20 protein-coding genes are annotated in these 22,062 nt (G+C 57.6%); 4 read left to right on the forward strand and 16 right to left on the reverse strand.

Annotation, left to right across the window (positions count from 1 at the left end; genetic code table 11):
• On the reverse strand, positions 1-1,326 hold the full coding sequence (locus SERAS12_RS12500; protein ID WP_013813002.1) for a lysine N(6)-hydroxylase/L-ornithine N(5)-oxygenase family protein: 1,326 nt from the start codon (positions 1,324-1,326) through the stop codon (positions 1-3).
• 1,141 nt (positions 1,327-2,467) lie between these two features.
• Between SERAS12_RS12500 and SERAS12_RS12510 the strand changes: the two genes are divergently transcribed.
• On the forward strand, positions 2,468-3,115 hold the full coding sequence (locus tag SERAS12_RS12510; protein WP_013813004.1) for a TetR family transcriptional regulator: 648 nt from the start codon (positions 2,468-2,470) through the stop codon (positions 3,113-3,115).
• A 21-nt stretch (positions 3,116-3,136) separates the two neighbouring features.
• The gene (locus SERAS12_RS12515) at positions 3,137-3,970 is read left to right on the forward strand and encodes an IclR family transcriptional regulator C-terminal domain-containing protein (RefSeq protein WP_013813005.1); all 834 of its coding nucleotides are present in this window, start codon (positions 3,137-3,139) and stop codon (positions 3,968-3,970) included.
• Here the strand turns inward: SERAS12_RS12515 and SERAS12_RS12520 are convergent.
• The 9 genes from SERAS12_RS12520 to SERAS12_RS12560 all read right to left on the reverse strand — a co-directional run bounded on the left by SERAS12_RS12520 (position 3,967) and on the right by SERAS12_RS12560 (position 11,944).
• Positions 3,967-5,304, reverse strand: coding sequence for a D-serine ammonia-lyase (locus SERAS12_RS12520; protein WP_013813006.1), 1,338 nt, complete (start codon positions 5,302-5,304; stop codon positions 3,967-3,969). The two genes, SERAS12_RS12515 and SERAS12_RS12520, sit on opposite strands and share 4 nt — an antisense overlap.
• Positions 5,305-5,439: 135 nt before the next feature.
• Positions 5,440-6,129 (reverse strand): VIT family protein, encoded by a 690-nt coding sequence (locus tag SERAS12_RS12525; protein ID WP_013813007.1) that lies wholly within the window; start codon positions 6,127-6,129, stop codon positions 5,440-5,442.
• Positions 6,130-6,158: 29 nt separating this feature from the next.
• A complete protein-coding gene (locus tag SERAS12_RS12530; RefSeq protein ID WP_013813008.1) occupies positions 6,159-6,629 on the reverse strand; it encodes a VOC family protein in 471 nt (156 codons plus the stop codon).
• A gap of 13 nt (positions 6,630-6,642) precedes the next feature.
• A complete protein-coding gene (locus SERAS12_RS12535; RefSeq protein ID WP_013813009.1) occupies positions 6,643-6,996 on the reverse strand; it encodes a DUF1428 domain-containing protein in 354 nt (117 codons plus the stop codon).
• Between the two features lie 116 nt (positions 6,997-7,112).
• Complete coding sequence (locus SERAS12_RS12540) at positions 7,113-8,555, reverse strand: GGDEF domain-containing protein (RefSeq protein WP_013813010.1); 1,443 nt, start codon at positions 8,553-8,555, stop codon at positions 7,113-7,115.
• A 375-nt stretch (positions 8,556-8,930) separates the two neighbouring features.
• On the reverse strand, positions 8,931-9,392 hold the full coding sequence (locus SERAS12_RS12545; RefSeq protein WP_013813011.1) for a GNAT family N-acetyltransferase: 462 nt from the start codon (positions 9,390-9,392) through the stop codon (positions 8,931-8,933).
• Positions 9,393-9,483: 91 nt separating this feature from the next.
• On the reverse strand, positions 9,484-10,155 hold the full coding sequence (locus SERAS12_RS12550) for a methionine ABC transporter permease (RefSeq protein ID WP_013813012.1): 672 nt from the start codon (positions 10,153-10,155) through the stop codon (positions 9,484-9,486).
• Positions 10,152-11,132: a methionine ABC transporter ATP-binding protein gene (locus SERAS12_RS12555; protein WP_013813013.1), complete on the reverse strand. Its 981-nt coding sequence runs from the start codon at positions 11,130-11,132 to the stop codon at positions 10,152-10,154. The genes SERAS12_RS12550 and SERAS12_RS12555 overlap by 4 nt, the downstream gene beginning before the upstream one ends.
• Positions 11,132-11,944 carry a MetQ/NlpA family ABC transporter substrate-binding protein gene (locus tag SERAS12_RS12560; protein WP_013813014.1) on the reverse strand — a complete coding sequence of 271 codons (813 nt, stop codon included), beginning with the start codon at positions 11,942-11,944 and terminating at the stop codon, positions 11,132-11,134. The genes SERAS12_RS12555 and SERAS12_RS12560 overlap by 1 nt, the downstream gene beginning before the upstream one ends.
• Before the next feature lie 247 nt (positions 11,945-12,191).
• Between SERAS12_RS12560 and SERAS12_RS12565 the strand changes: the two genes are divergently transcribed.
• Together SERAS12_RS12565 and SERAS12_RS12570 are read left to right on the forward strand one after the other, a co-directional pair.
• Positions 12,192-13,703, forward strand: coding sequence for an FGGY-family carbohydrate kinase (locus SERAS12_RS12565; protein WP_041416120.1), 1,512 nt, complete (start codon positions 12,192-12,194; stop codon positions 13,701-13,703).
• Positions 13,700-14,728 carry a 2-hydroxyacid dehydrogenase gene (locus SERAS12_RS12570; RefSeq protein ID WP_013813016.1) on the forward strand — a complete coding sequence of 343 codons (1,029 nt, stop codon included), beginning with the start codon at positions 13,700-13,702 and terminating at the stop codon, positions 14,726-14,728. The genes SERAS12_RS12565 and SERAS12_RS12570 overlap by 4 nt, the downstream gene beginning before the upstream one ends.
• Here the strand turns inward: SERAS12_RS12570 and SERAS12_RS12575 are convergent.
• The 6 genes from SERAS12_RS12575 to SERAS12_RS12600 all read right to left on the reverse strand — a co-directional run bounded on the left by SERAS12_RS12575 (position 14,725) and on the right by SERAS12_RS12600 (position 22,054).
• Complete coding sequence (locus tag SERAS12_RS12575; protein WP_013813017.1) at positions 14,725-15,669, reverse strand: carbohydrate kinase family protein; 945 nt, start codon at positions 15,667-15,669, stop codon at positions 14,725-14,727. The two genes, SERAS12_RS12570 and SERAS12_RS12575, sit on opposite strands and share 4 nt — an antisense overlap.
• On the reverse strand, positions 15,656-16,639 hold the full coding sequence (locus SERAS12_RS12580; RefSeq protein ID WP_013813018.1) for an ABC transporter permease: 984 nt from the start codon (positions 16,637-16,639) through the stop codon (positions 15,656-15,658). The genes SERAS12_RS12575 and SERAS12_RS12580 overlap by 14 nt, the downstream gene beginning before the upstream one ends.
• Positions 16,636-17,652, reverse strand: a complete 1,017-nt coding sequence (locus SERAS12_RS12585) for an ABC transporter permease (protein ID WP_013813019.1) — start codon at positions 17,650-17,652, stop codon at positions 16,636-16,638. Before SERAS12_RS12585 ends, SERAS12_RS12580 begins: the two co-directional genes overlap by 4 nt.
• Positions 17,649-19,214: a sugar ABC transporter ATP-binding protein gene (locus SERAS12_RS12590; RefSeq protein WP_013813020.1), complete on the reverse strand. Its 1,566-nt coding sequence runs from the start codon at positions 19,212-19,214 to the stop codon at positions 17,649-17,651. The genes SERAS12_RS12585 and SERAS12_RS12590 overlap by 4 nt, the downstream gene beginning before the upstream one ends.
• A gap of 4 nt (positions 19,215-19,218) precedes the next feature.
• A complete protein-coding gene (locus SERAS12_RS12595; RefSeq protein ID WP_006325526.1) occupies positions 19,219-20,190 on the reverse strand; it encodes a sugar ABC transporter substrate-binding protein in 972 nt (323 codons plus the stop codon).
• Between the two features lie 190 nt (positions 20,191-20,380).
• Positions 20,381-22,054 (reverse strand): alpha-glucosidase, encoded by a 1,674-nt coding sequence (locus tag SERAS12_RS12600; protein WP_013813021.1) that lies wholly within the window; start codon positions 22,052-22,054, stop codon positions 20,381-20,383.
• Positions 22,055-22,062: the final 8 nt, after the last annotated feature.

Raw genomic sequence — 22,062 nt, forward strand, 5'->3', positions numbered from 1 at the left:
TTAAAGGGGTGACCAAGAGGCCATCAAGGGGTTTAAAGCGACGGGTTGTTCTTGCTCACTGCGCCATTGAATCATCGTCGGAGTGGTGCTCAAATCAAATTGGTTATGGCCTAAAGCTCGATTGAGAATACGTGCCGATCGCCAGGCCACCAGGCTAAGCTGCGGATCGGCAATGCCGTGGTGATGCATGCTGGCGTTAACGGCAAACAAGCAATTGTCATGTTCCCCTTCCCGCTCAAGGGTAAAATCAGAAGCAATACGGTATTGCCCATCGGGGGTGGTTAACAAACGGTCAGCCAGGGAATCAAGAAATGCCGGGCGGGCCTGTTCATAGCCAGTCGCAAAAATGACCACGTCTGCATCAAAGCTTTCTCGCCCTTGGTCAAGGTGATGCAGCGTCTCTAGCCGATAAGCATTATCTTTGGCATTAAGGGCCGTCACTGAACGGCTGGGCAGCAGGCGCACCCATCGTTGCTCACGGAGTACATCGAAGTGGTGATACATGGCGCGATAAATTGCCAACAGAGACTCGCTGGTGATCCCATCGGAAGTCATCTTTTGTTCTTGCAGCATGTGTTCTTTGGCCGCGTGGCCGAGCGTGTAGAAGTTGTCGACATAATCTGGCGTAAAATACTCGTTGGCAAAGGCGGCTTCATCAAGTGCGTTGTAGTTGTTGCGCCGAGATATCCAGCCAAGTTGTTCTGGCCGGCCCCATTCTCCCTGGAAAATATTCAAGAACAGGTCAGCACCGCTTTGACCGCCGCCCACAATGACCACGCGTTTTCCGGCAAGGTTTGGCTGGCGCAACATCATTTCGCTGGCGTGAAAGCATTGATCATTTTGCTCGGTCACACAGTCCGGCAGTTTGATTTGCTTGCCTATGCCCACACACAGGTGTTTAGCGTAAAGCACGTCATTCTGGGTGGAGACGACAAACTGCCGCTGTTCGTCATCAAAGTCCACATGGCGAACCTCTTGGTTGAACATCAGCGAATCCAAACCCGTTGCCGCCCAGTTGAGATAATCGGCAAACTCTTCGCGCGACGCTGTACGCTGTTCAGTCGTCAGGAAGCGGTAGAACTTTTTACTCTTCACCAGATAGTTGAGAAAACTATAAGGGTTGGTTGGCGAGACGGCAGTGACCAGATCCTTCAAAAAATGGGTCTGCATATTGCTATCTGCCAGGATCATGCCCGGGTGCCAGGAAAAGTGCGGTTTACGTTCGAGGAATCTGCAATTGAAACCCTCGATTTCGCTTCCAAGCGCAGCAAGACTGAGGTTGGACGGGCCAATACCTATGCCGATAAAGTCCAAACGCTGGTTCATTGTGTGTGCTCCTGAGTGAATAAATCTATTTCCAAAAAAATACATCATGTGGCTGGATAAAATAACGCAACGAAAATTCATAGTGACATTGGGATTATTGACACTATCGAAAATCACGCCCTGCATTATTGTTACCAAACCCGAACGCCTGCCATTGACGACCACAAGATCAAAATAACGACCCATTCCGTTTTTTATTTCAATTGAAATTATCACTCACCGTTATTTGACAAATGAATCTCAAATGAAATAAAAAAATTTCAGCGCTATGAGAAGAGAATGCTTTAGGAGACACTGTCGAGTTGATGGAATTCGACGGATTGACCGAGAAATTCATAACATGTCCCTATGTTAATTTGCATATTCCGCATCGCATCATCCTTAATGAGACATTGCCGAATCAGAGTATCGCTAAAGCTGAAGTCTGGCATGTGAAAAAGCATAAAATTAAAGTCTACACACAGGTTATCAATGTGAAATTAAAAGTGAAATCGTCAATATTCATGAAATTTCACTTTGACTTAGCCTCTTTTGCACCTAAAACCTGGGTTGTCGCGCAGTTAAAAAACAAATAAAAACACGCAAATTCAACAAATTAAAAATAAATGGCCATAAATAAACCGTCACACCTGACCTTGCGCAATGCCTGTGTGATTTCTATCCATTTACATCGTCGCAAACGATATTGTGAGAAATTTTAAATCCAAAATAGGATTTTTTATCCTGAATTCGTAATTTTTACCGGAGTGAAGGCATAATCAGAGACGTTGAAAATTTGGAAAAAACACTTTCCTGTACGAAACGCATTCAGCTTGTGTGCAATATTTTAGATCCAGCTTAAGGTTTCCATATCAAACCTGGCCCCAGTTCAGATTGATATATTCTCTGCTATGTGGTTATAAACAAGAAAGTAGTCTCCTATTACTATTATGCCATTTTCTATACAGCTTCTTTCTCCACACAGCCTATTCCACTCGTTTCATTAACACATATTGGGCGATCGTCGCTCAACACCCCGACACCCCGCCATTCTCCTTTGAGCAACATGATAGCGTTCACAAAAGCGCTGACGTGGCAGATTGTATTACCGGGTTACCCCGGTTACTCTTAACCGGTGTCCCCAAAACGATAAGTGACTGATGTGTTCAACAATGATGAGATCCCCGCGACCAAACGCAAAAATGACCCTGTTGGTCTGAAGCAGCGAATTTTCGCCGGAGCGCTGTGTGAGTTTGCCGAGGCGGGCCTGAAAGGGGCTCGCATGGAGAACATTGCCGAGCACGCATCCACCACCAAACGCATGGTGGTTTATCATTTCAAGAACAAGGAGTCGCTCTATCTGGAGGTGCTCGAGCACGTGTATCAGCATATCCGCGCGCACGAATCCGCGTTGGATCTGCAAGCGTTGCCGCCGGTAGAAGCGATGACCCGGCTGGTTGAGGAAAGCTTCAATTACCATGCGGAACACCCTGACTTTATCCGTGTGATTTGCATGGAAAACATGCTGCGTGGTCAGTACATCCGCCAGTCACCGCGTATCAAGGCACTGAATCAGAGCGCCTTGACCCTGCTGGAAGATATTTTGCAGCGCGGCAAGCAAAGCCGGGAGTTTACTGCAGATGCCAGCGCCGCCGACGTGCACCGCTTGATCAGCAGCCTGTGTTTCCACTATGTTGCCAATCAGTACACCTTTAATACGCTATTCGAAAGTCATGAACCGCCGGAGGATCAGGTTATCCATAACCGCCGGCTGGCCGTCGTGGCGACTCTGCGCTATCTGGCGCTGTAAGCATTTAAACCGGGAGCCTGAATGGCCAAGACCTCTGCCGGCGAAAACATCGCCACCCATGACATTTTGCTGTCCGCCGCCAGCGGCGATCCCTTCAAGGGCGATCCCAACTTTATGGCCTCGCTGGCGCGGGGGCTGGAGGTGATCCAGGCCTTTACCCCGCAACGCCGCCTGATGTCGATTTCGCAAATCAGCCAGAAAACCGGCATTCCGCGCGCTGCGGTGCGCCGTTGCCTGTATACCCTGAATAAGCTGGGATTTGTCTACGCGCAGGACGGCAAAAACTTCGAGCTGCGCCCGCGTATTCTGACGCTGGCCCACGCCTATCTCGGCTCGACGCCGTTGGCCAAGGCTACCCAGCCGGTGCTGAAACACATCAGCCAATTGCTGAATGAATCCTGCTCCATCGCCACGCTGGACGGCGACAACATTTTGTATATCGCCCGCGCCTCCGCCGAGCGCATCATGACTATCGATCTGAACATAGGCAGCCGGCTGCCTGCATTCGCCACCTCGATGGGGCGCGTGCTGCTGAGCCATCTGCCGGCGGATAAACGGGATGATTACCTGCAACGCATCACCCTGATGCGCTATACGCAATACACCATCGGCTCCATCGACAAACTGCGCGAGGAGCTGGATAAAGTCCGCGCGCAGGGGTATGCGATTAACGATCAGGAGCTGGAGATCGGGCTGCGTTCCATCGCCGTGCCGATCATGTCGGCCAACGGCAGCGTCACCGCCGCGTTAAACGTCGGCGTACAAGCCGGCCACGTTCCGGTAAGTGAATTGACCGAACGCATCCTGCCGATCCTGCTGGAAGGCGCGCAAGAGCTTTCGCTGCTGACGCACTAACCGGCCTCGTGCGCGTTGGCCAGGTATTTCGCCATTTCCGCCTCTGGCACCATGCCGCCGCCGGTAGCCCATACCAGGTGAGTGGCTTGGTTCATCTGCTGTTCATCCAGCCCGCGCTCGGCCAGCCATTCAGGGCTAGCCGCCACCCGCCACGGCCCTGCCATGCCTGCCAGCGCCGAAGGTTCCAGCTGAATGTGCTCCTGACTGTCCAACAGTCCCAGCAACGCGAACATCTCGCGATCGCTTAACGTGTAAAAACCGCTGAGCAGGCGCTCCATGGCGCGGCCGACAAAACCGGAGGCACGCCCAACCGCCAGCCCGTCCGCAGCGGTTTGGTTATCGATGCCCAGATCCTGCACGGCGATCCGGTCATGCAGCCCGGTATAGACCCCAAGCAGCATGCACGGCGAGTGCGTCGGCTCGGCAAAGATGCAGTGAACGTGATCGCCAAAGGCCAGTTTCAGCCCAAAGGCCACCCCGCCCGGCCCGCCACCGACACCGCAGGGCAGATAGACAAACAGCGGATGCTGCGCGTCAACCTCAATGCCACGCTCGGCGAACTGCCGCTTCAGGCGACCACCGGCTACCGCATAGCCCAAAAACAGCGTTTGCGAGTTTTCGTCATCGATAAAAAAGCAGCTCGGATCGTTCGCCGCTTGCAGCCGGCCCTGCTCGACGGCAACGCCATAATCTTGCTCGTACTCAACCACGTTGACGCCATTGTCGCGCAGCTTCTGCTTTTTCCATTCGCGCGCGTCCGCCGACATGTGCACGCTAACGCTGAAACCCAGCCTGGCGCTGATGATGCCGATCGACATCCCCAGATTGCCGGTTGAGCCCACGGCAATGCGGTAACGGCTGAAAAACTGGCGGAACTCTTCCGAGAACAGCTTGCTGTAGTCGTCCGTAAGCTGCAACAACCCCGCCTCCAGCGCCAGCTTTTCCGCATGTGCCAGCACCTCATAGATGCCCCCGCGCGCCTTGATTGAACCGGAAATCGGCAGGTGGCTGTCTTTTTTCAGCAGCAGATGGCCGCCGAGCGTCACGCCGTAGCGCTGGTCGAGCGCAGTTTGCATCGCCGGAATGGCAACAACCTCAGATTCGATCACCCCTTTGGCAGCACGGGTTTCCGGAAAAGCGGCGCTCAGATAAGGGGCGAAGCGCGCCAGCCGCTGCTCCGCATCGGCGACGTCGTCTGCGCCCAATCCTACATAGGGCAATCCGGCCTGCAAGCAGGTTGCTCGCGGGTTGAACCAGGTTATCGGTTTGAGGTCGATCAGGTCCTGCACCAAAGGGAATTGCGTAACCCACTGCTGAATCTGTGATTTATCCATTATTATTCTCTACGCTACGTAACGATTCCCTCTAGGGTGCAGCGATTCACCGGCGCTGACAAATGATAAAAACTCAGCCTTGCGTGAGCGGCATTAATGCAAAAGTTGATTTTTGTTGTGGGGTGGGCCTGACGATTACCCCAGCGCGGATCCAAACAACAGGCCGACGCCAGAAGAGACCGCCATCGCCAGCGCGCTCCAGAACAGGATACGCACTATTCCCGGGCGGATCGGTGCGCCGCCAGCCTTGGCGGCAACCCCCCCGAGAATGCCCAAAGATACCAGAGCGGAGACCACGATGGCCGGAATGGTCCATGTGACCGGCGCCAGCACCGCGACCAGTAACGGCAACAGCGCCCCGACGGAAAAACTCAACGCCGAGGCCAGCGCCGCCTGCAATGGCCGCGCCGTGGTGATGGCCGAAATCCCCAATTCATCGCGGGCATGGGCTCCCAGCGCATCATGCGTCATCAGTTTTTCAGCCACCTGTTTGGCCAGCGTCAAATCCAACCCGCGATGCACATAGATCGAGGTCAGCTCACGGTGCTCGCCCGGATAATCGCTGAGCAACTCCGACTGCTCCTCCGCCAGCGCGGCCTTTTCCGTATCGGCCTGCGATGACACCGAGACGTATTCGCCGGTAGCCATCGACATCGCGCCGGCAACCAACCCGGCAATGCCTGCGAGCAAGATACCGCCGTGCGCCGCATTGGCCGCCGCTACGCCGAGCAACAGGCTGGCCGTCGAGACAATCCCGTCGTTTGCGCCCAGCACCGCCGCCCGGAGCCAACCTATATTCTCAATGCTGTGCCGCTCTTTGTGCATCAGGTCCGTCCTTGTTGTAGGGGATAAAGTTAGCCGCGAGCCGCCGCTTCCAGCCCGGCGATATCCAGTTTGACCATCTGCAGCATAGCTTCAGTCACCCGTTTCACCTTCGCGCTGTCGGGATCGCTCATCAACTCACCCAGCCGCTGAGGGACAATTTGCCAGCTCAGCCCCCAGCGATCGCGCAACCAGCCGCACTGCTCTGTGGTTCCGCCTTCGCTCAACGCCTCCCACAGCCGATCCACTTCCGCCTGATCCGCGCATTCGACCATAATCGAAAAACTGTGATTGAAAGCATCGAGCGGGCCGGCTTCAATCGCCGCATAGCGCTGATCGCCGAGGGTAAAGGCCGCCAGTTTGACGCTGCCTGCGGGGCCGCTTGGGGTATCGGCGGGCAAGGTGGAGTTCCAGGTCAGGGAAGAACCGGGGATCAGCGCTATGTAACAACGCAGCGCCGCTTCCATGTCTTTTTCAAACCACAGGTGTTGTGTGATCTTCATCGCACCCTCCCCGCTACTCGTCAAGGATCGGTTCGAAACCGCCGAAAATCATGCGTTTGCCGTCAAACGGCATCTGCTCGCCCAGCGCCTTCATGCGCGGATCGTTCATCATTTTCTCGTTGGCGGCGTCGCGCACCGCTTTTGAGGGATATTCGATCCAGCTGAAAACCACCACTTCATCGGCCCCGGCTTTCACCGCACCGCGAAAATCGGTGAGTTTACCTTCGGGCACGTCGTTGCCCCAACATTCGACAATCCGCGTCGCGCCGAACTCTTTAAATAAGGGTGCGGCCGTGGCGGCCAGCTTAAGGTACGCCTCCTTATTGGCGGCAGGCACCGCCACAACAAAGCCATCAACATAGTTCATGAGATGATTCCTCTTGTCCGTTAGGACATCAGGTAGGGCGCAGGCGATATTGCCCACGCTCCCTTCCATTTTAGACCCGCTGGACGGGGTCAACCATGAACGACAAGTGGCGGGTTTCAGCGGTCGCTGTAAATCAGTGGGGATATTTCTGGCGTGGCGACGCGATTGCGGCCGCTGTTTTTGGCTTTGTAGACTGCCATGTCGGCGATTTTCAACAGATTATCGAGATTTTGCTCTGTACCGCCGATGCAGGTCACCATACCGATGCTGACGGTGATTTGCAGATGATTGCCGGCGGGCATGGCGATCGATTCGATTTCCACCCGCCGACGCAGGCGTTCGGCCAGATACATCGCATCTTGCTGACGTTCGATAAGCGCAACGATCGCGAACTCCTCCCCACCCATGCGACCAAACAGATCGGAATCGCGCAGGTCGCCGGTGATGGCGCGGGTAAAGGACATCAGCGCGGCGTCACCGCCTGCGTGCCCAAAGCGATCGTTGATGGATTTGAAGTAGTCGATGTCCAGCATCATGATGCAGACCTGCTCGCCTTTTTGATTGAGCAGCCGCGTGCCGCGCTGCATAAAGGCATTACGCGTCAGCACATGGGTCAGCGCGTCATGGTTCGCCACGTGTTCCAGTTGCCGCAGCAGCGCATTGCGGGCGAAATTCATGCTGGCGATCGCAATCGGCCCCAGCGCCAACAGCGCTACCCCGAGCCGCATCGACACGGTGTTCTGCAACGCCTTCATATCGACGTTAATGGCGATCAGACCCAAATCAATGGCCAGATGGCACCATAAAACGTAGATCAGCACCACCACCAGGGTGGTGAACAGTGAAAACGACATCGCCAGCCACAGCAGGATTGGCATCGGGAAAATCACCGCGCCAGGCCCGCCAATCAGGATACTGCCAACGCAGGCCAGCAATAACAGCACCAGAACCGCCAGTTTTCTGCCGGTGTTATACCACTCACGCCGTTGCGTCATGCCCTGAACGATACCGCGCAGATAGCCCCGCCAATCGGCAGGAAAGGCCAGGATAAACGGCATCAGCGTAATGTAATTGGTAAACTCCGAAGACATCCACAGCGCCAGTGCGGGGAAATACTCGCGATCAAACAACAACACCGAGGCCCCGGCCCCAATCACCCCGGTGGTACCGGCGCTGGCCAGACAAATGGCAAACAGATAAACGCTGGCTGATGTGCGCTCCAGCGTTCTGACCTGCGGCGGCACACGCTTAAACAATTGATACCCCACCGCTACGCCGGCAATATTGGCGCCGTTCAGCAACAGGGTTTTGTCGAGCGCGCTGCCGGTGATCAGATCTGCCGTCAAATACCCCAACATCGCCATCACCCAGCCTAAACGGCTGACAAGCCCCGGATAACGAACGAACACCGCCAGCAACACCGCATTGCTCGGCCAAAAGGCCGCCAGAAAGCCAATGGGCCGGCTCTCAATACCGAAGATACAAGCGGCGAACACCAGTACAAAGACGGTGAGCGCAGGCTGTAATATTGTGGTGTCAGGTGACTGGGTGGTGTGCATCTTGCTTCCAGAACGTTCGAAGAATACGGATAAAATTCTGCCAGCAGGATGAGGGGCGACAATCGCCTAATCATGCCTGACGATGGGCGTGAATAATGAGCAGCCAGAACGGCATTATTGCTATTTTCACAGGTCCGATCACCTGTTAATTGAAGGTTCGCCAATATATTTATAGATTAACTGTAGCGCCAAATGGGGCAATACACCCGTCCTCCTGCATGCATACCGCAAAGCAGGATCAAAGCAGAAAGCGTTGGCATGAATAACGTGCGGGTTACTGAAGGAGAGCCACACAGTCTGAGCCTGTGGCCATGATGTATAGACCTTTGGCGCCGTTATCAACGGCACCTTGTTGTGGCGGATTTTTTCGTAATTTCAAAGCACCTTTCGATACATCACAAAACCGGGTCTGTCCGCCAACTTGTCGTACAGCTGTATGGCGTTCAGGTTGGTTTCATGCGTATTCCAATAGACACGCGGCAAAGCGAGACTCCCGGCCCGCGCATAGACGGCATTAATCAATGCCTTCGCGACGCCTTTTCCCCGGGCCGCTTCATCGGTAAACAGATCTTGCAGATAACAGTTGGGTTGGATCTGAATAGTGCTACGGTGCAACAGATAATGTGTCAGCCCCACCAACTTGCCGTCGTATTCCGCCACCAACGCATGCATAGGCTCATAGGCGTCAAAAAAACGCGACCAGGTGGTTTGCGTCACCTCATCCGGCAATGCCGTAGCGCCCTGGCGACCATAAAACGCATTGTATCCCTGCCACAATAGATTCCATGCAGCAAAATCTCGCGTTTCAAGTTCCCTGATTTTAATGGCTCCGCTCATGCTTTCCTCTATAACCCGGTGATTATCAGCATGTAGCTTAGTCCGTACTGCAATATTGCGCTAAGTCGGCGCGCACCAAATGACAAAGCCCCTAACGTCGATGCGCCAGCGAGCGGACCAGACGATCGCCCAGGGTTTGCACGCCCTGCACCAGGATCACCAAAATAATCACCGTCGCGATCATCACCTGATTGTTGAAGCGTTGATAACCATAACGGATCGCCAGATCGCCTAATCCTCCTCCGCCGATCACGCCGGCCATGGAAGAAAAACCAATCAACATCACCACCGTCAGCGTCAACCCGGCCAACAGCGTCGGCAAGGCTTCCGGCAGCAGCACTTTAAAAATGACGTGGCGCACATTGCCGCCCATCGACAAAATCGCCTCGATCCGCCCTTTTTCTACCTCATCCAGCGCCGACTCGACGATGCGTGCAAAGAACGGAAAAGCGCCAATGGTGATCGGCACTACCGCCGCGGAACTGCCTAACGTGGTACCGATAATCAGCCTGGTTAACGGGATCAAGGCAATCAACAGCACCACAAAGGGCAGAGATCGCCCCAGATTGACGATAGCGCCCAGCGCTCCATTGATGCGCGGTGCGGGCAATATGCCCTGCTTGCGGGTGATAAACAGCACCACGCCAAGCGGCAGACCGATCAATAAGGTAAACAGCGATGCCAGCGCCACCATATACAAGGTTTCGCCGGTGGCATTCAGCACCAGAGCCAAAAGATCTTCCCAGGGCAATTGATTCCTCATAGCAGTTCGGCCCTCACGCCTCGTTGATTGAGGAACGCCACCACCTCCGCCAGCGGCAAACCGCCTTGCGGCGATCGCAATCCCACGCGGAAACGGCCGACGCTTTGGCCGGCAATCAGTTCAACGCCCCCACCCAGCAGCGTAACGTCCACCGCATGGCGCTGCGCCAGTTCGCTGAGCACCGGCGACGCGCGTACGCTGTCGAAAAATGTCAGCTCCGCCACCTGGGTTTCCGGCGCCACCGGCGTCAGGCAACCCGGCAACAGCGCCTGCCCCAGCGGCGATGCCGGGTTCGCCAGCAATTCGCCAATCGGCCCCCATTCAACCACCCGACCGGCGGCCAGCAGCGCCGCATGGTCACAAATGGCCTTGACCACATCCAGTTCGTGGGTGATCAGCACAATGGTTAATCCCAACTGGCGGTTGATGTCTTTCAACAAGGCAAGAATAGAGGCGGTGGTTTCCGGATCCAACGCGCTGGTCGCCTCATCGGAAAGCAAATAGTCCGGCCGGGCTGCCAGCGCCCGTGCGATGCCGACGCGCTGTTTCTGCCCGCCTGAAAGCTGAGAAGGAAAGGCTCGCGCCTTGTCGTTCAGCCCGACCAGATCGAGCAATTCACCGGCACGGCGAATACGTTCCGCGCGCGGCACGCCGGCGATCTCCAGCGGCACGGTGATGTTATCCCGCACGTTGCGGGCATGCAGCAGATTGAATCCCTGAAATATCATGCCGATACGTTGGCGCTGGCGCCGCAGTTCAGGTTCGCTCAGTTGGGTCAGATCGCGCCCGTCCATCAAAATGCGGCCCGTACTGGGCCGCTCCAGCAAATTAAGGCAGCGGATCAGGGTGCTCTTGCCTGCGCCGCTGCGGCCGATAATGCCGAACACCGCACCGTCGTTAATGGTAAGCGACACCTGTTCCAGCGCCGGCGGTTCACCGGCGCCGTAGGTTTTACCGAGCCCTTCTACGACAATCATCAGCCGGCGTCCGCAGGTGCCACGGGGATCACCGAGCCCTGATATTTTTGCTGAATGAATTTGGCCACTTCCGGCGACTGCAAATCTTTGGCCAGCTGTTTGATGCGCGGATCGCTCTCCAGTTGCGGCGTAGTAACCAGAATATTGGCATACGGATTATTTTTCGGGCTTTCCAGCCCCAGCGCGTCCTTGGCTGGCGTAAGCCCCGCCTCCAGCGCATAGTTACCGTTAATCACCGCCAAATCGACGTCATCCAATGCACGCGGGATCTGTGGCGATTCAATCTCCAGTATCTTGAGGTGTTTGGGGTTGTTGGCAATGTCTTTTGGCGTTGCCTGATCCTTGGCCGGATCGTTAAAACCGGCTTTCAGGGTAATCAGCTCTTGCGCCTGCAGCAGGTACAGCGCCCGGCTGAGGTTAGTGACGTTATTGGGCACCGCCACCTTGGCGTTGTCCGGCACCTCGCTCAGCTTTTTATACTTGCTCGAATAGATGCCCAACGGCTCGATATGCACACTGGCCGCCACGGCAAATTTTGTGCCCAGCGCCTGCTCTTGCGAATGCAGATAAGGCAGGTGCTGGAAGTAGTTGGCATCCACGTCGCCGTGCGCCAGCAGCTCATTGGAATTCACGCCGTTACTGATCTCAATCACCTTCAGTTTCAGCTGCGGGTCAATTTTCTGCACGTAGGCCAGGATCTCCGCATGGGGCACCGGATCGGCCGCCACCCGCAGCGGTTCCGCCGCCAACAGAGAGGCCGGTAGCGCGAGCGCCGTCAGCAGAGCCAAACGGGAAATCGTCGTTTTAAACATGGTCACCCCCAAGGAAAGATCAAAACTCTGCGCCGGTTAAGAACCGTACGTTCTTATTTATGGTCATTTGATGCCATAAAGTAATAAAAAACTAGCACCAAGCCTTCGCGCGCCACCAATACCATTCCGTTATAAGGTATTAATAATCATAATCTTATTAATGAATTAGCTTTCCCGGAAATGGCATATGGGATCCGTTCCTTCATTGCTACGCTGGCAGCCTCGTTCCCCGCAGGCTGGCGCTCTCATGGATTATTATCTCGGCATCGACATAGGTACTTCGAAGATTAAATCGGTTTTATTCGACGAGCAGTTTAATCAATGCCAGGTTGCCAGCGCCGACAACCTGACCGAAGTGCCGTTCCCCGGTTATGCCGAGCAAGATATGGAACAGCTGTGGCGCAATGTGGTCACGACATTGCGAACGCTGGCCGATTCGCCGTTGTTGCAACAAGGGCGCATCCGCGCCATTGGCCTCTCGGGCCAGGGCGAAGGCGCCTGGCTGGTCGATGCCGCAGGGCGACCGGTTCGCAAGGCCATTTTATGGAGCGACACCCGCAGCGCGCCGTTGGTGGTACGTTTAAAGCAGCAGCCGGAACGGGAAGAAAGGTTGTTTCGGGCGACCGGCACCCGCCTGCTGCCGTGCAACAGTTCGCTGATCCTGAAATGGTTGGCGGAAAATCAGCCCGCCGCGCTAAATAGCACGCGCTATTTCTTCTTCGCCAAAGACTGGATCCGCTATCGTCTGACCGGTGCGGCAAATATTGAGTTGACGGATACCGGCACCTCACTGCTCGATCTTCACAGCGAAACGCTCTCCGACGAGGTCTTGACGGCGCTGGGCCTGCAGGCCCTTCGGCCGCTTTTCCCGCCGCTGTTGCGCCCCGGCCAACGCGCAGGAGAGATTACGGTGCAGGCGGCGGCTGTCACCGGGCTGGCGGCGGGCATTCCGGTATGCGCCGGTGCGCTGGATGTGTCGGCGGCAGCGTTGGGCATTGGCGCCGTGCATCATGACGACGTTTACACCCTTTTGGGCACCACCTGCTGCACCGGCATTGTCTGCGACAGCCTGGCGCAGGTCAGCCCGAAAACGCGCTTTGTCGCCCATGCGCAACAAGGACGTTATATCAACCTGTTCGCCATGCAAGCGGGCACGCCGAACCTGGACTGGGCGGTACGTGAGCTGGCCGGCGATGGCGATCTCGAGCGTATTGGCGAGCAGATCGCCACCATTCCCGCCGGCAGCGGCGGCGTGCTCTATCAGCCCTATCTGAACGGTGAACGCGCCCCCTTCTACAGCCAGGCGGCCCGCGCAGGTTTTTTCGGCATCGGTCAGCATACCGGCAATCTGCACCTGCTGCGGGCGGTGTTTGAAGGGCTGGCATTTGCCATTAAAGACTCGCTGCACGATTACCCGCCGCAGGGCGATCTTTACCTTGCCGGCGGCGGAGCCGCTTCGGACGTCTGGTTGCAGATCATCGCCGACTGCACCGGCCGGCGGGTGATCACCAGCCGGGTGAAAGAGCTGAGCGCCCGAGGCGTGGCTATTTTGGCGGCGCAAAGCATTGGCGTGACGGTGTCACATGAAACGCTTGTTCAAGCCGAAAGCCGCCGGCTATTTATCCCCGATCCGGCCAACCAACAGATCTATCAGGCACTCTATCCACTGTTCCGCCAGTTACGCCTTCAGCTTGAACCGCTGTGGCAAAGCCGGGAGCAAATACTCAATGCCCTTAACGCAGGAACCCCCGCACCATGAAAACCCTCTTTACCGCCGAATATGCCGGCTCGCTTGATGATTTCCGCCAATTGGGCGAGTTGGTCATCCGCGGTTGGGCGGCCGGCGAAAGCAAACTGAACGAAGACGCGCTGATTGATCTGGCCCATGACGCCAGCTTTATCATCACCAGCTACGACGATATTACCGCCCGGGTGATCGACGCCTGCCCGCAGTTGCAACTGATTGCCTGTACCCGCGCCAATCCGGTCAATATTGACCTGCAGGCCGCCGCACGGCGCAATATTCCGGTGATCTACACCCCAGGCCGCAATTCGGACGCTGCGGCGGAGCTGACGCTGGCGCTAATGCTGAACCTGGCCCGCCATATTCCCCAGGCCCACGCAGCGCTCAAACGCGGTGAGTTCACCCGCGAGCAGCCGCAAGCGGCGGCGACCAAAGAGGGTCTGCGCAGCGATGTGGTGTGGGACGTGGATAAATCCAGCCCTTATGAAGTGTTTAAAGGCAGCGAACTGCGCAACAAAACGCTGGGCATCGTCGGTTACGGCAGCATTGGCCAACGCGTCGGCCGTATTGCCCGGGCTTTCGGCATGCGGCTGTTGGTGGCGGACCCTTACGTTTCCGGCGTGGAAATTAACGAGCCGGGCATCGAGAAAACCACGCTGGAACGGCTGTTCAGCGACGCCGATTTTATCAGCCTGCACCTGAAGGCGACGCCGCAAACCGACGGGCTGATTGGCCGCGAATTGTTTAACCGCATGAAACCTCACGCGCTGTTTATCAATACCTCGCGCGCGGCGGTGGTGATTGAAGAAGATCTGATTGCCGCCCTGCGGGAAAAACGGTTGGCCGGCGCGGCGCTGGACGTGTACGCCAGCGAACCTATTGACCGTCGGCATCCGTTTATCACCGAGTTCGACAACGTGGTGATTACGCCGCACATCGCCGGTGCCACGCGGGAGACGCTGGTCAAACATACCGAGATGATCGCCCAGGACATACAACGCTATCTCAAAGGCGAGCCGCTGCTGTACGCCTGGCGCTAAGCGCTGCGCGGCGTTTGCTGCATAAACCGCCGGGTGTGTTCCCAGTCGATCACCCCGGCGTCCGATCCCAACCCGCCTGCAACCAACCCCGCCACCGCCGTCGCCAGCAAGCAGGCTTCCGGCACCGCCAGCCCACGGCTTAGCCCGGCGATAAACCCACCGCAGTAGCTGTCGCCGCAGCCGGTGGTGTCCACGACCTCAACCTGATAGGCCGGAATGCGCACGCAGGCATCGCGGGTGACGATAAAGGATCCCTGCTCACCGGTTTTGAAAATACAGCTCCCCACCCCCTGGTCGAGGAAGAACGCGCCGATCTCCTGCGGCGTTTGCCGGCCGGACAGGTAAGCCGCCTCCTCCAGCGACGGCATAAAGTAATCGACGCTGGCCAACAGCGGCAGCAACAACGCCAGGGTATGCGGGCCAGGCGCAATCAGGTCGACACTGGTGGTAACGCCGAGCCGTTTGGCATGGCGCAGCAATTTGGCGCTTTGACCGTCGTCCATCGCCGCCAGCAGCCCGGTGCCGCCATGATGCAAAAAACGGGTATCGCACAGCGCATCAAAATCCGATTCGTCAACGAACAGGAAATCCGAGGCCCCACGGTAATGCAGCGCCGGGCGCTCGCCGTTGGGCCTGATCGGCAAAATGGTGGCGGACGTTTCCGCCAGCGTCGTGCGCTGGATCAGCGAGCAATCGATGCCCAGCCGACGGTAGGCACTGAGGATAAACTCCGCCTTTTCATCCTCACCAAGACAGGCCGAGGTGGCAGTGCATATCCCCAGCTTGGCGGCATTCATCACCGCACCGCTGGCGGTGCCCGCCGGGTTCAGCCGGATCTGCTCAATAAACTGCACGCCGCCGCCTGCCGGGATAGCGCTGACCGGCCGCCCCGCGATATCGAGCAAGGTTAGACCGACAAAGACCGCATCATATTGACTCACTGCCGGCCTCCGCCTGTTGCGTCTGTTTTAACCGGCTCTGGATAAAGGACAGCGCCAGCGCCACCACCAGGATCACGCCGGTCAGCGCATCTTTCACCATAAAATTCAGCCCCATCAGGTTCAGGCCGTTCGCCACCATGCCCAGGAACAGCACGCCAACCAGCGTGCCCAACACGTTGGGGCGCCCCTGCGGATGAAACGCGGTGCCGATAAACACCGCCGCGATGGCGTCCAGCAAATAGGCCTGCCCGGCCAGCGGGGTAAACTGGCGCAGGTTGGCCGAAAGGATCACGCCTCCCAGCGCGCAGGTCATGCCTGAGGCGATCAACAGCCAGCACAGGTAACGACCATTGCGGATCCCCACCGCGCGGGCTGCCTGCGGGTTCAGGCCGATGGCATGAATCCGCTTGCCGAAGATGGTGCGCTCGAAAAACAGAAAATAGCCCAGCAGCAGTACGGCCGCGATAACTATCGGTAACGGCACGCCGCCGAGGTTGCCTACTGCCAGATCGTGATACTGCTGCGCCATGCGGCGGTAGGCGATCGATCCCCCGCCATCGGTATAAATACGCTCGATGCTGCTGCCGATGAAAAAGGTGCCGAGCGTCGCCAAAAAGGGCTTAACCCGGAAGTAAACGATCAGCAACGCATTGAGTGCACCGATCAGTGCGCCGCCGGCCAGCGCGGCGACTACCGCCATTTGCCAACTGAGCTGATATTGCTTCAGGGCGATCAGCGCAAAAGCCGCGCCAAAATCCAGCGCGACGCCCACCGACAGGTCAACGCCACCGGCGGTCACTACCAGCGTCATGGCCAGCGCGACAATCAGTAATATTGCGTTACCCTGTAACAGATTGCTGAGGTTGTCCAGGCTGTAAAACACGCTATTGCCCCAGGAGAAGAACAGGAAAAAGGCGATAACAATCAGCATAAAGCCGTAGCGAATCAGCAGCTTGTTCAATGCTGTCATGAGTTCGCCCCCCGGTTTTGCCCTGCAGCGGCGGCCAGTACCAGCAGGATCAGCCCGCCTTTGATCGCCCCGACCCAAAAGATGTCTACCCGCAACAGCGCCAGCCCGTTCGACAAGGCATTAACCAGCAAGGCCCCCAGCAGCGCTCCCCAGACGGTCACGACTCGTCGGCGCGAGAAAGCCGCACCAATAAAGGTCGCCAGCACCATTTCCAGCAGCAGCGGTTCTTCACTGCCGGGCGAGCTACCTGAGCCGCGAGCCACCAGGGCAAAAGCCGCCAAGCCGGCCGCAGCCGCCGCCAACAGATAAGAGCCAATCACCAGCGGTTTGACGCGCAAACCGGAGATCTCCGCCGCCTCGCGGTTCCCCCCCGCCGCCTGCAACTGCATGCCCCAACGGGTGTGATGTAATGCCCAGCCAAACAACGAAAGCGCAGCGAGCATTAACCAAACCATCAGCGGCAACCCCAGCCAGGTGTCGTCACGCAGCGCGACAATGGCCGCGTCGCTGACGCTGATGCGCCGCTGTTGGGTGATCAGGTTGGCGATACCCACCACCGCCACCGAACTGGCCAGCGTTGCCAGCAACGGCGGCAACCCGACGGCCACCACCAGCAAAGCGTTGACGCCCCCCGCCAGCAGCGCCGCGCCAAACGCCAGCGCCGCCAGCCACAGATAACCGTCACCGCTGTGGGTCAGGCCGTTACTGATGATGGCCGCCGCCAGCACGGCGATCGCCGGCAGGGAAATATCGATGCCGCCGGAAACCACGTCATCGCCACCGCCGGTAATCACGCAGGTCAGGCCAAAACACAGTATCGCCAACGGCACGCTTTGTTTGAGAATAGTGCTCAGATTCTGCCAACTGGTGAAGTACGGTGCCTGCAAGCAGAAAAACAGCAGCAGCGCGGCAAACAGCAACAGCGGAATTTTTTCGACGATCTGCTCTCCGGGCGGCAGAAAGCGACGGCGGGAGGAGCGTGCCGCCACATCGCCCTCAGTCAGTTGGCTCATAGAACCGGCTCCTGTAATAAAGGGGACGCCGTTGAACCGCCGCTGGTCAACGCCAGCAGCGCGTCCTGCGTCAGCCCGGCGGTACGGACATTCGCGACAATCTCGCCGCGCAACATCACCAGAATGCGATCGCACAGCCCAATCAGTTCGCTGCCGTCGCTGGACGACACCAACACGCAACGCCCTTCAGCCGCCTGGGCGGCAACCAGTTGGTAAATCTCCGCCTTGGCGCCGATGTCTACGCCCAGGGTCGGTTCGTCGAGGATCAACAGTTGCGGGTTAGTCGCCAGCCAGCGGGCCAGAATCGCTTTTTGCTGATTGCCGCCGCTTAACAAACGCACCGGCAATTGCAGATTGCGCGGGCGGATATCCAACTGCTCCGCCAGCGCTTTGGCGTGCAGCCGAGCCTTTTTGCGCAGTTCCCACCCCGCACGCGCCAGTGCGCCAAGCGACGCCAGGTTGATGTTGTCCGCCACCGGCATGGGCAACACCAGACCGGTATGCCGCCGATCACGGGGCACCAGTGCCATCCCCGCGGCAGTGGCTTGTGCCGGAGAAGCAATGCGCACCGGCTTACCGGCTATGCGCAGTTGCCCCTGCTTCAGCGGGCGCAATCCATACAGAATGTCGATCAAAGCTTCGCGGCCGGAACCCAGCAGCCCGGCGATGCCGACGATCTCCCCCGGCGCCAGTTGCAAGCTGACACCGCGCAGCTGTGCGCCGTCCGACAAGCGTTCTGCGCTAAGCCAGGGGTCCGCCGCCGCCCGCGGCTCCGGACGCGGGGCAAACAGACGGGTGATTTCGCGGCCGACCATCATCGGGATCATGCGTGCGACATCCCCAGCGCCCAGTTGTTGCAAGGTACCAACGTCGCGGCCATTGCGAAACACCGTGACACGGTCACAAATTTGGGCGATTTCCGCGAGATAATGAGAGACATAAATAATGGCGATGCCGCGCTGTTTCAGGCGGGCAATCGCGTTAAACAGCCATTGCGACTCTCTGGCTTCCAGCGGCGCAGTAGGCTCGTCAAACACCACCAGTTGCGCCTGCCCGTCGATTAACGCCCGGGCTATTTGCACCAGCTTGCACTCGGCAATGCTGAGATCGCGGATCAGTCGGTTACCGTCCAGGCGGGTGTCCAGCACCTCTGACAAAAACCGTTCTGCGTCATGACGCATGCCGCGCTTGTCCAATCCCAGCCAACGGTTACGCCGCTCCTGGCCGACATACACGGACTCCGCCACGGTGAAGTGCGGGATCAAATGCAGTTCCTGATGGATAAATCGCACCCCTGCCGCCCGTATCGCCGCCGGGGTGACGGAAGCCAGCCGCCGGCCGCCGATGCTGATCTCCCCGCCGTCTTGCGCATAAACTCCGGCGAGGATCTTGATCAAAGTGGATTTACCGGCGCCATTTTCGCCAATCAGGCCGTGGACTTCGCCCGGCAGCACCCGCAGTGAGGCACCGCTGAGCGCCCGAGTACCGGGAAAACGTTTCTCGATGCCAATCATTTCCAGGCCGCCCACGGCGGGAGCGGCCTGCGTTTCCTGCTGGCCCATGGCGTTATTTCAGTTCGCCGTAGCCGAGCTGTTTGTACACCGCTTTTGCCTCTTCCGGCCCTTTCACCGGCAATACCGGCACAAAGGTTTGCGGTTGCAACTTCTCGCCGGCGAAATAACGCGCCACGTTATCCGCTGAAGTGGTGCCGATTAACCGCGGCTGTTGCGCCACGTTGGCAACCAGCGGGCTGCCCTTCTCCGCCATGATTTCCAGGGTTTCCGGCCCGGCGTCGATCGCCGTGACCTTAACGTCGCCGGCGCGGCCGCTCTCTTCCAGCGCCTGCACGATACCGATCGCCGGCTGGTCCCAGCAGGCGACGTGAATTGCGTCCAGCGTGCCTTTCGGATGCTGGCTTAGCAGTTCGAGGGTTTTCTTGCGTGCATCTTCCGGTGAGTTGGCGTATTGCTCGGCCAGCTCCGGTTGAATGATTTTGATGTCCGGGTAATCTTTCAACACGTACTTCCACAGATCGTAGCGAATGCCGCAGATACGCAGTGAGTTGGAGAAGGCGTTGAACACCGCCACATTGCCTTTGCCGCCCAGCGCCTCGGCGGTATAGCGGCCAATGGTGCTGCCGATGCTGTAGTTGTCCGAGGTGGTGTTGTTGATGGAATACGGCGATACGTGGTCAACGGTGAATACCGGGATCCCGGCGGCGCGCAACGCTTTGAATTTAGGCTCGACGGCGCTGTCGCCCAAAATGCTGATCACCGCATCCACCTTGCGCGCCAGCAGGATATCGTGATTGTCGGCATGTACCTGGTTATCGCGGCCGCCATCGACCGCCACCACTTTGCCACCCAGATGTTCCACTTCGTCGCTGGCGCCTTTGAACGCTTCGCGATCCCAAAAGTGCTGCGTGCCGACCACCGCCACGCCAATGGTTTTCCCCTGCAATGAAAGCGCCGCCTGGGCGCCGTGAGCAGCGAAAACTGACAGTGCCAGCGCTGTGATTTTAATAAGTTTTTTTGTCATTTCTGTTATTACCCTGTTATTCATCCCCTGATGGAACGAACAAAAGCTAGCAACAGGCTATGCCAAAGCGAAATAACAATACCGGTTATGGTTAGTTAAAAAGCGGGATTGTTCCGTGGGATGAAAATGCGGCCGGTGCGGCTCTCCGTTTACACCCAGGCCCCGGCCGCAAAGCGGGTTGAATAAGCCCCTATGCCTGATAAATCCGAGCCTCATAAGGGCGCAGCCGCTGCGGCTCTCCGTTCTGCGAGTAATTGCCCAACCGCAGTTGCCAACTGTCCAGCGCCAGAGATTGGGGATCAACCTGCTGCGGTTCGCCGCTCAGGTTGCACAGCACCAGCAGTTGCCGGTCATCCAGGGTGCGGGTATAGGCGTAAATATGCCGATGTTCGGCCAGCAATAAACGGTAACGGCCATACAGCAGCGCCGGGGTCTGCTTGCGTAGCCGGATCAGCGCACGGTAGAAATTCAACACCGAGTCCGGCTCCCCACTCTGGCGTGCCACGTTGATATCGCGGTAGTTGGCGTTAAGCGCAAACCACGGCGTTGCGGCGCTAAAGCCGCCGTTAGGCCCGTCGTTCCACGGCATTGGCGTGCGCGAGTTATCACGCGAACTGCGGCGCAGCGTCGCCAGGATCCGATCCTCATCCATTCCCTGTCGGCGCAGATCGGCGGCGCGATTTTTGGTGGCGACATCGTTAAAGTCATCCAGGCCGGCAAAATGGGTATTGGTCATGCCCAATTCCTGCCCCTGATAAATAAACGGCGTTCCCTGCATCAGAAAATACATCGCGGCAATGGCGGTGGCGCTTTCGCGTTGGTAGCGCCCGTCGTCCCCCCATTTCGACACCACGCGCGGAATATCGTGGTTCTCGACGTACAGCGCGTTCCAGCCCTTGCCCTCCAATAGCGTCTGCCAGCGGGTGAAAATGCTTTTGAGGCCGATCAGATCCAGCCCGGTATCCGGCGCCTGCTGATTGGCGGTTTCCCACAGTTTGACGTGCTCGAACTGGAAAATCATGTTCAAGCGGCCATGCCGCTCTCCCACCCAGTCCTCTCCCTGTTCCGCCGAAGCGCCGTTCATTTCCCCCACCGTCATGATGTCGTAGCGGCTAAACACCTGTTCACACATCTCATCAACGTAATCCAGCAGCCCATCGTAGTTGAGATGCCGTTCGAACGACGGCACGTAACGCACCCCTTGCGGGTTCGGCATGTCGGTCAGCCCCGGCTGTTTTTTCATATGGCAAATGGCGTCGATACGGAAACCATCGATGCCCTTGTCCAGCCACCAACGCATCATGTCATACAGCGCTGCGCGCACCTGCGGGTTCTCCCAGTTCAGATCCGGCTGACGCTCGGAGAACAGATGCAGGAAGTATTGTTCGCTGCCGGGATGGTACTTCCAGGCCGAACCATTGAAAATGCTCTCCCAGTTATTGGGCTCCGCGCCGTTTTTGCCATCGCGCCAGATATACCAGTCGCGCCTGGCGCTGGATTTTGATGAGCAGGATTCAATAAACCACGGATGTTCGTCCGACGTGTGGTTCACCACCAGATCGAGTATCAGCCGCATGCCGCGCGCATGCGCCTCCGCCAGCAGGCGATCAAAGTCCGCCATGGTGCCAAACTCGGTCATGATCGCCTGATAATCGCTGATATCGTAGCCATTGTCGTCGTTCGGCGAACGGTACATCGGGCAGATCCACAGGGCGTCTACGCCCAACCACTGCAAATAGTCCAGCCGCGCGGTAATGCCGTTCAGATCGCCAATGCCGTCACCGTTGGAATCCATAAAGCTGCGCGGGTAGATTTGATAAACCACCGCCTCTTTCCACCACCGCGCCGTTTGCGCACCGCTCATGTCATGCT

It is taken from the genome of Serratia sp. AS12 (assembly GCF_000214195.1).
Classification (GTDB): domain Bacteria; phylum Pseudomonadota; class Gammaproteobacteria; order Enterobacterales; family Enterobacteriaceae; genus Serratia; species Serratia plymuthica.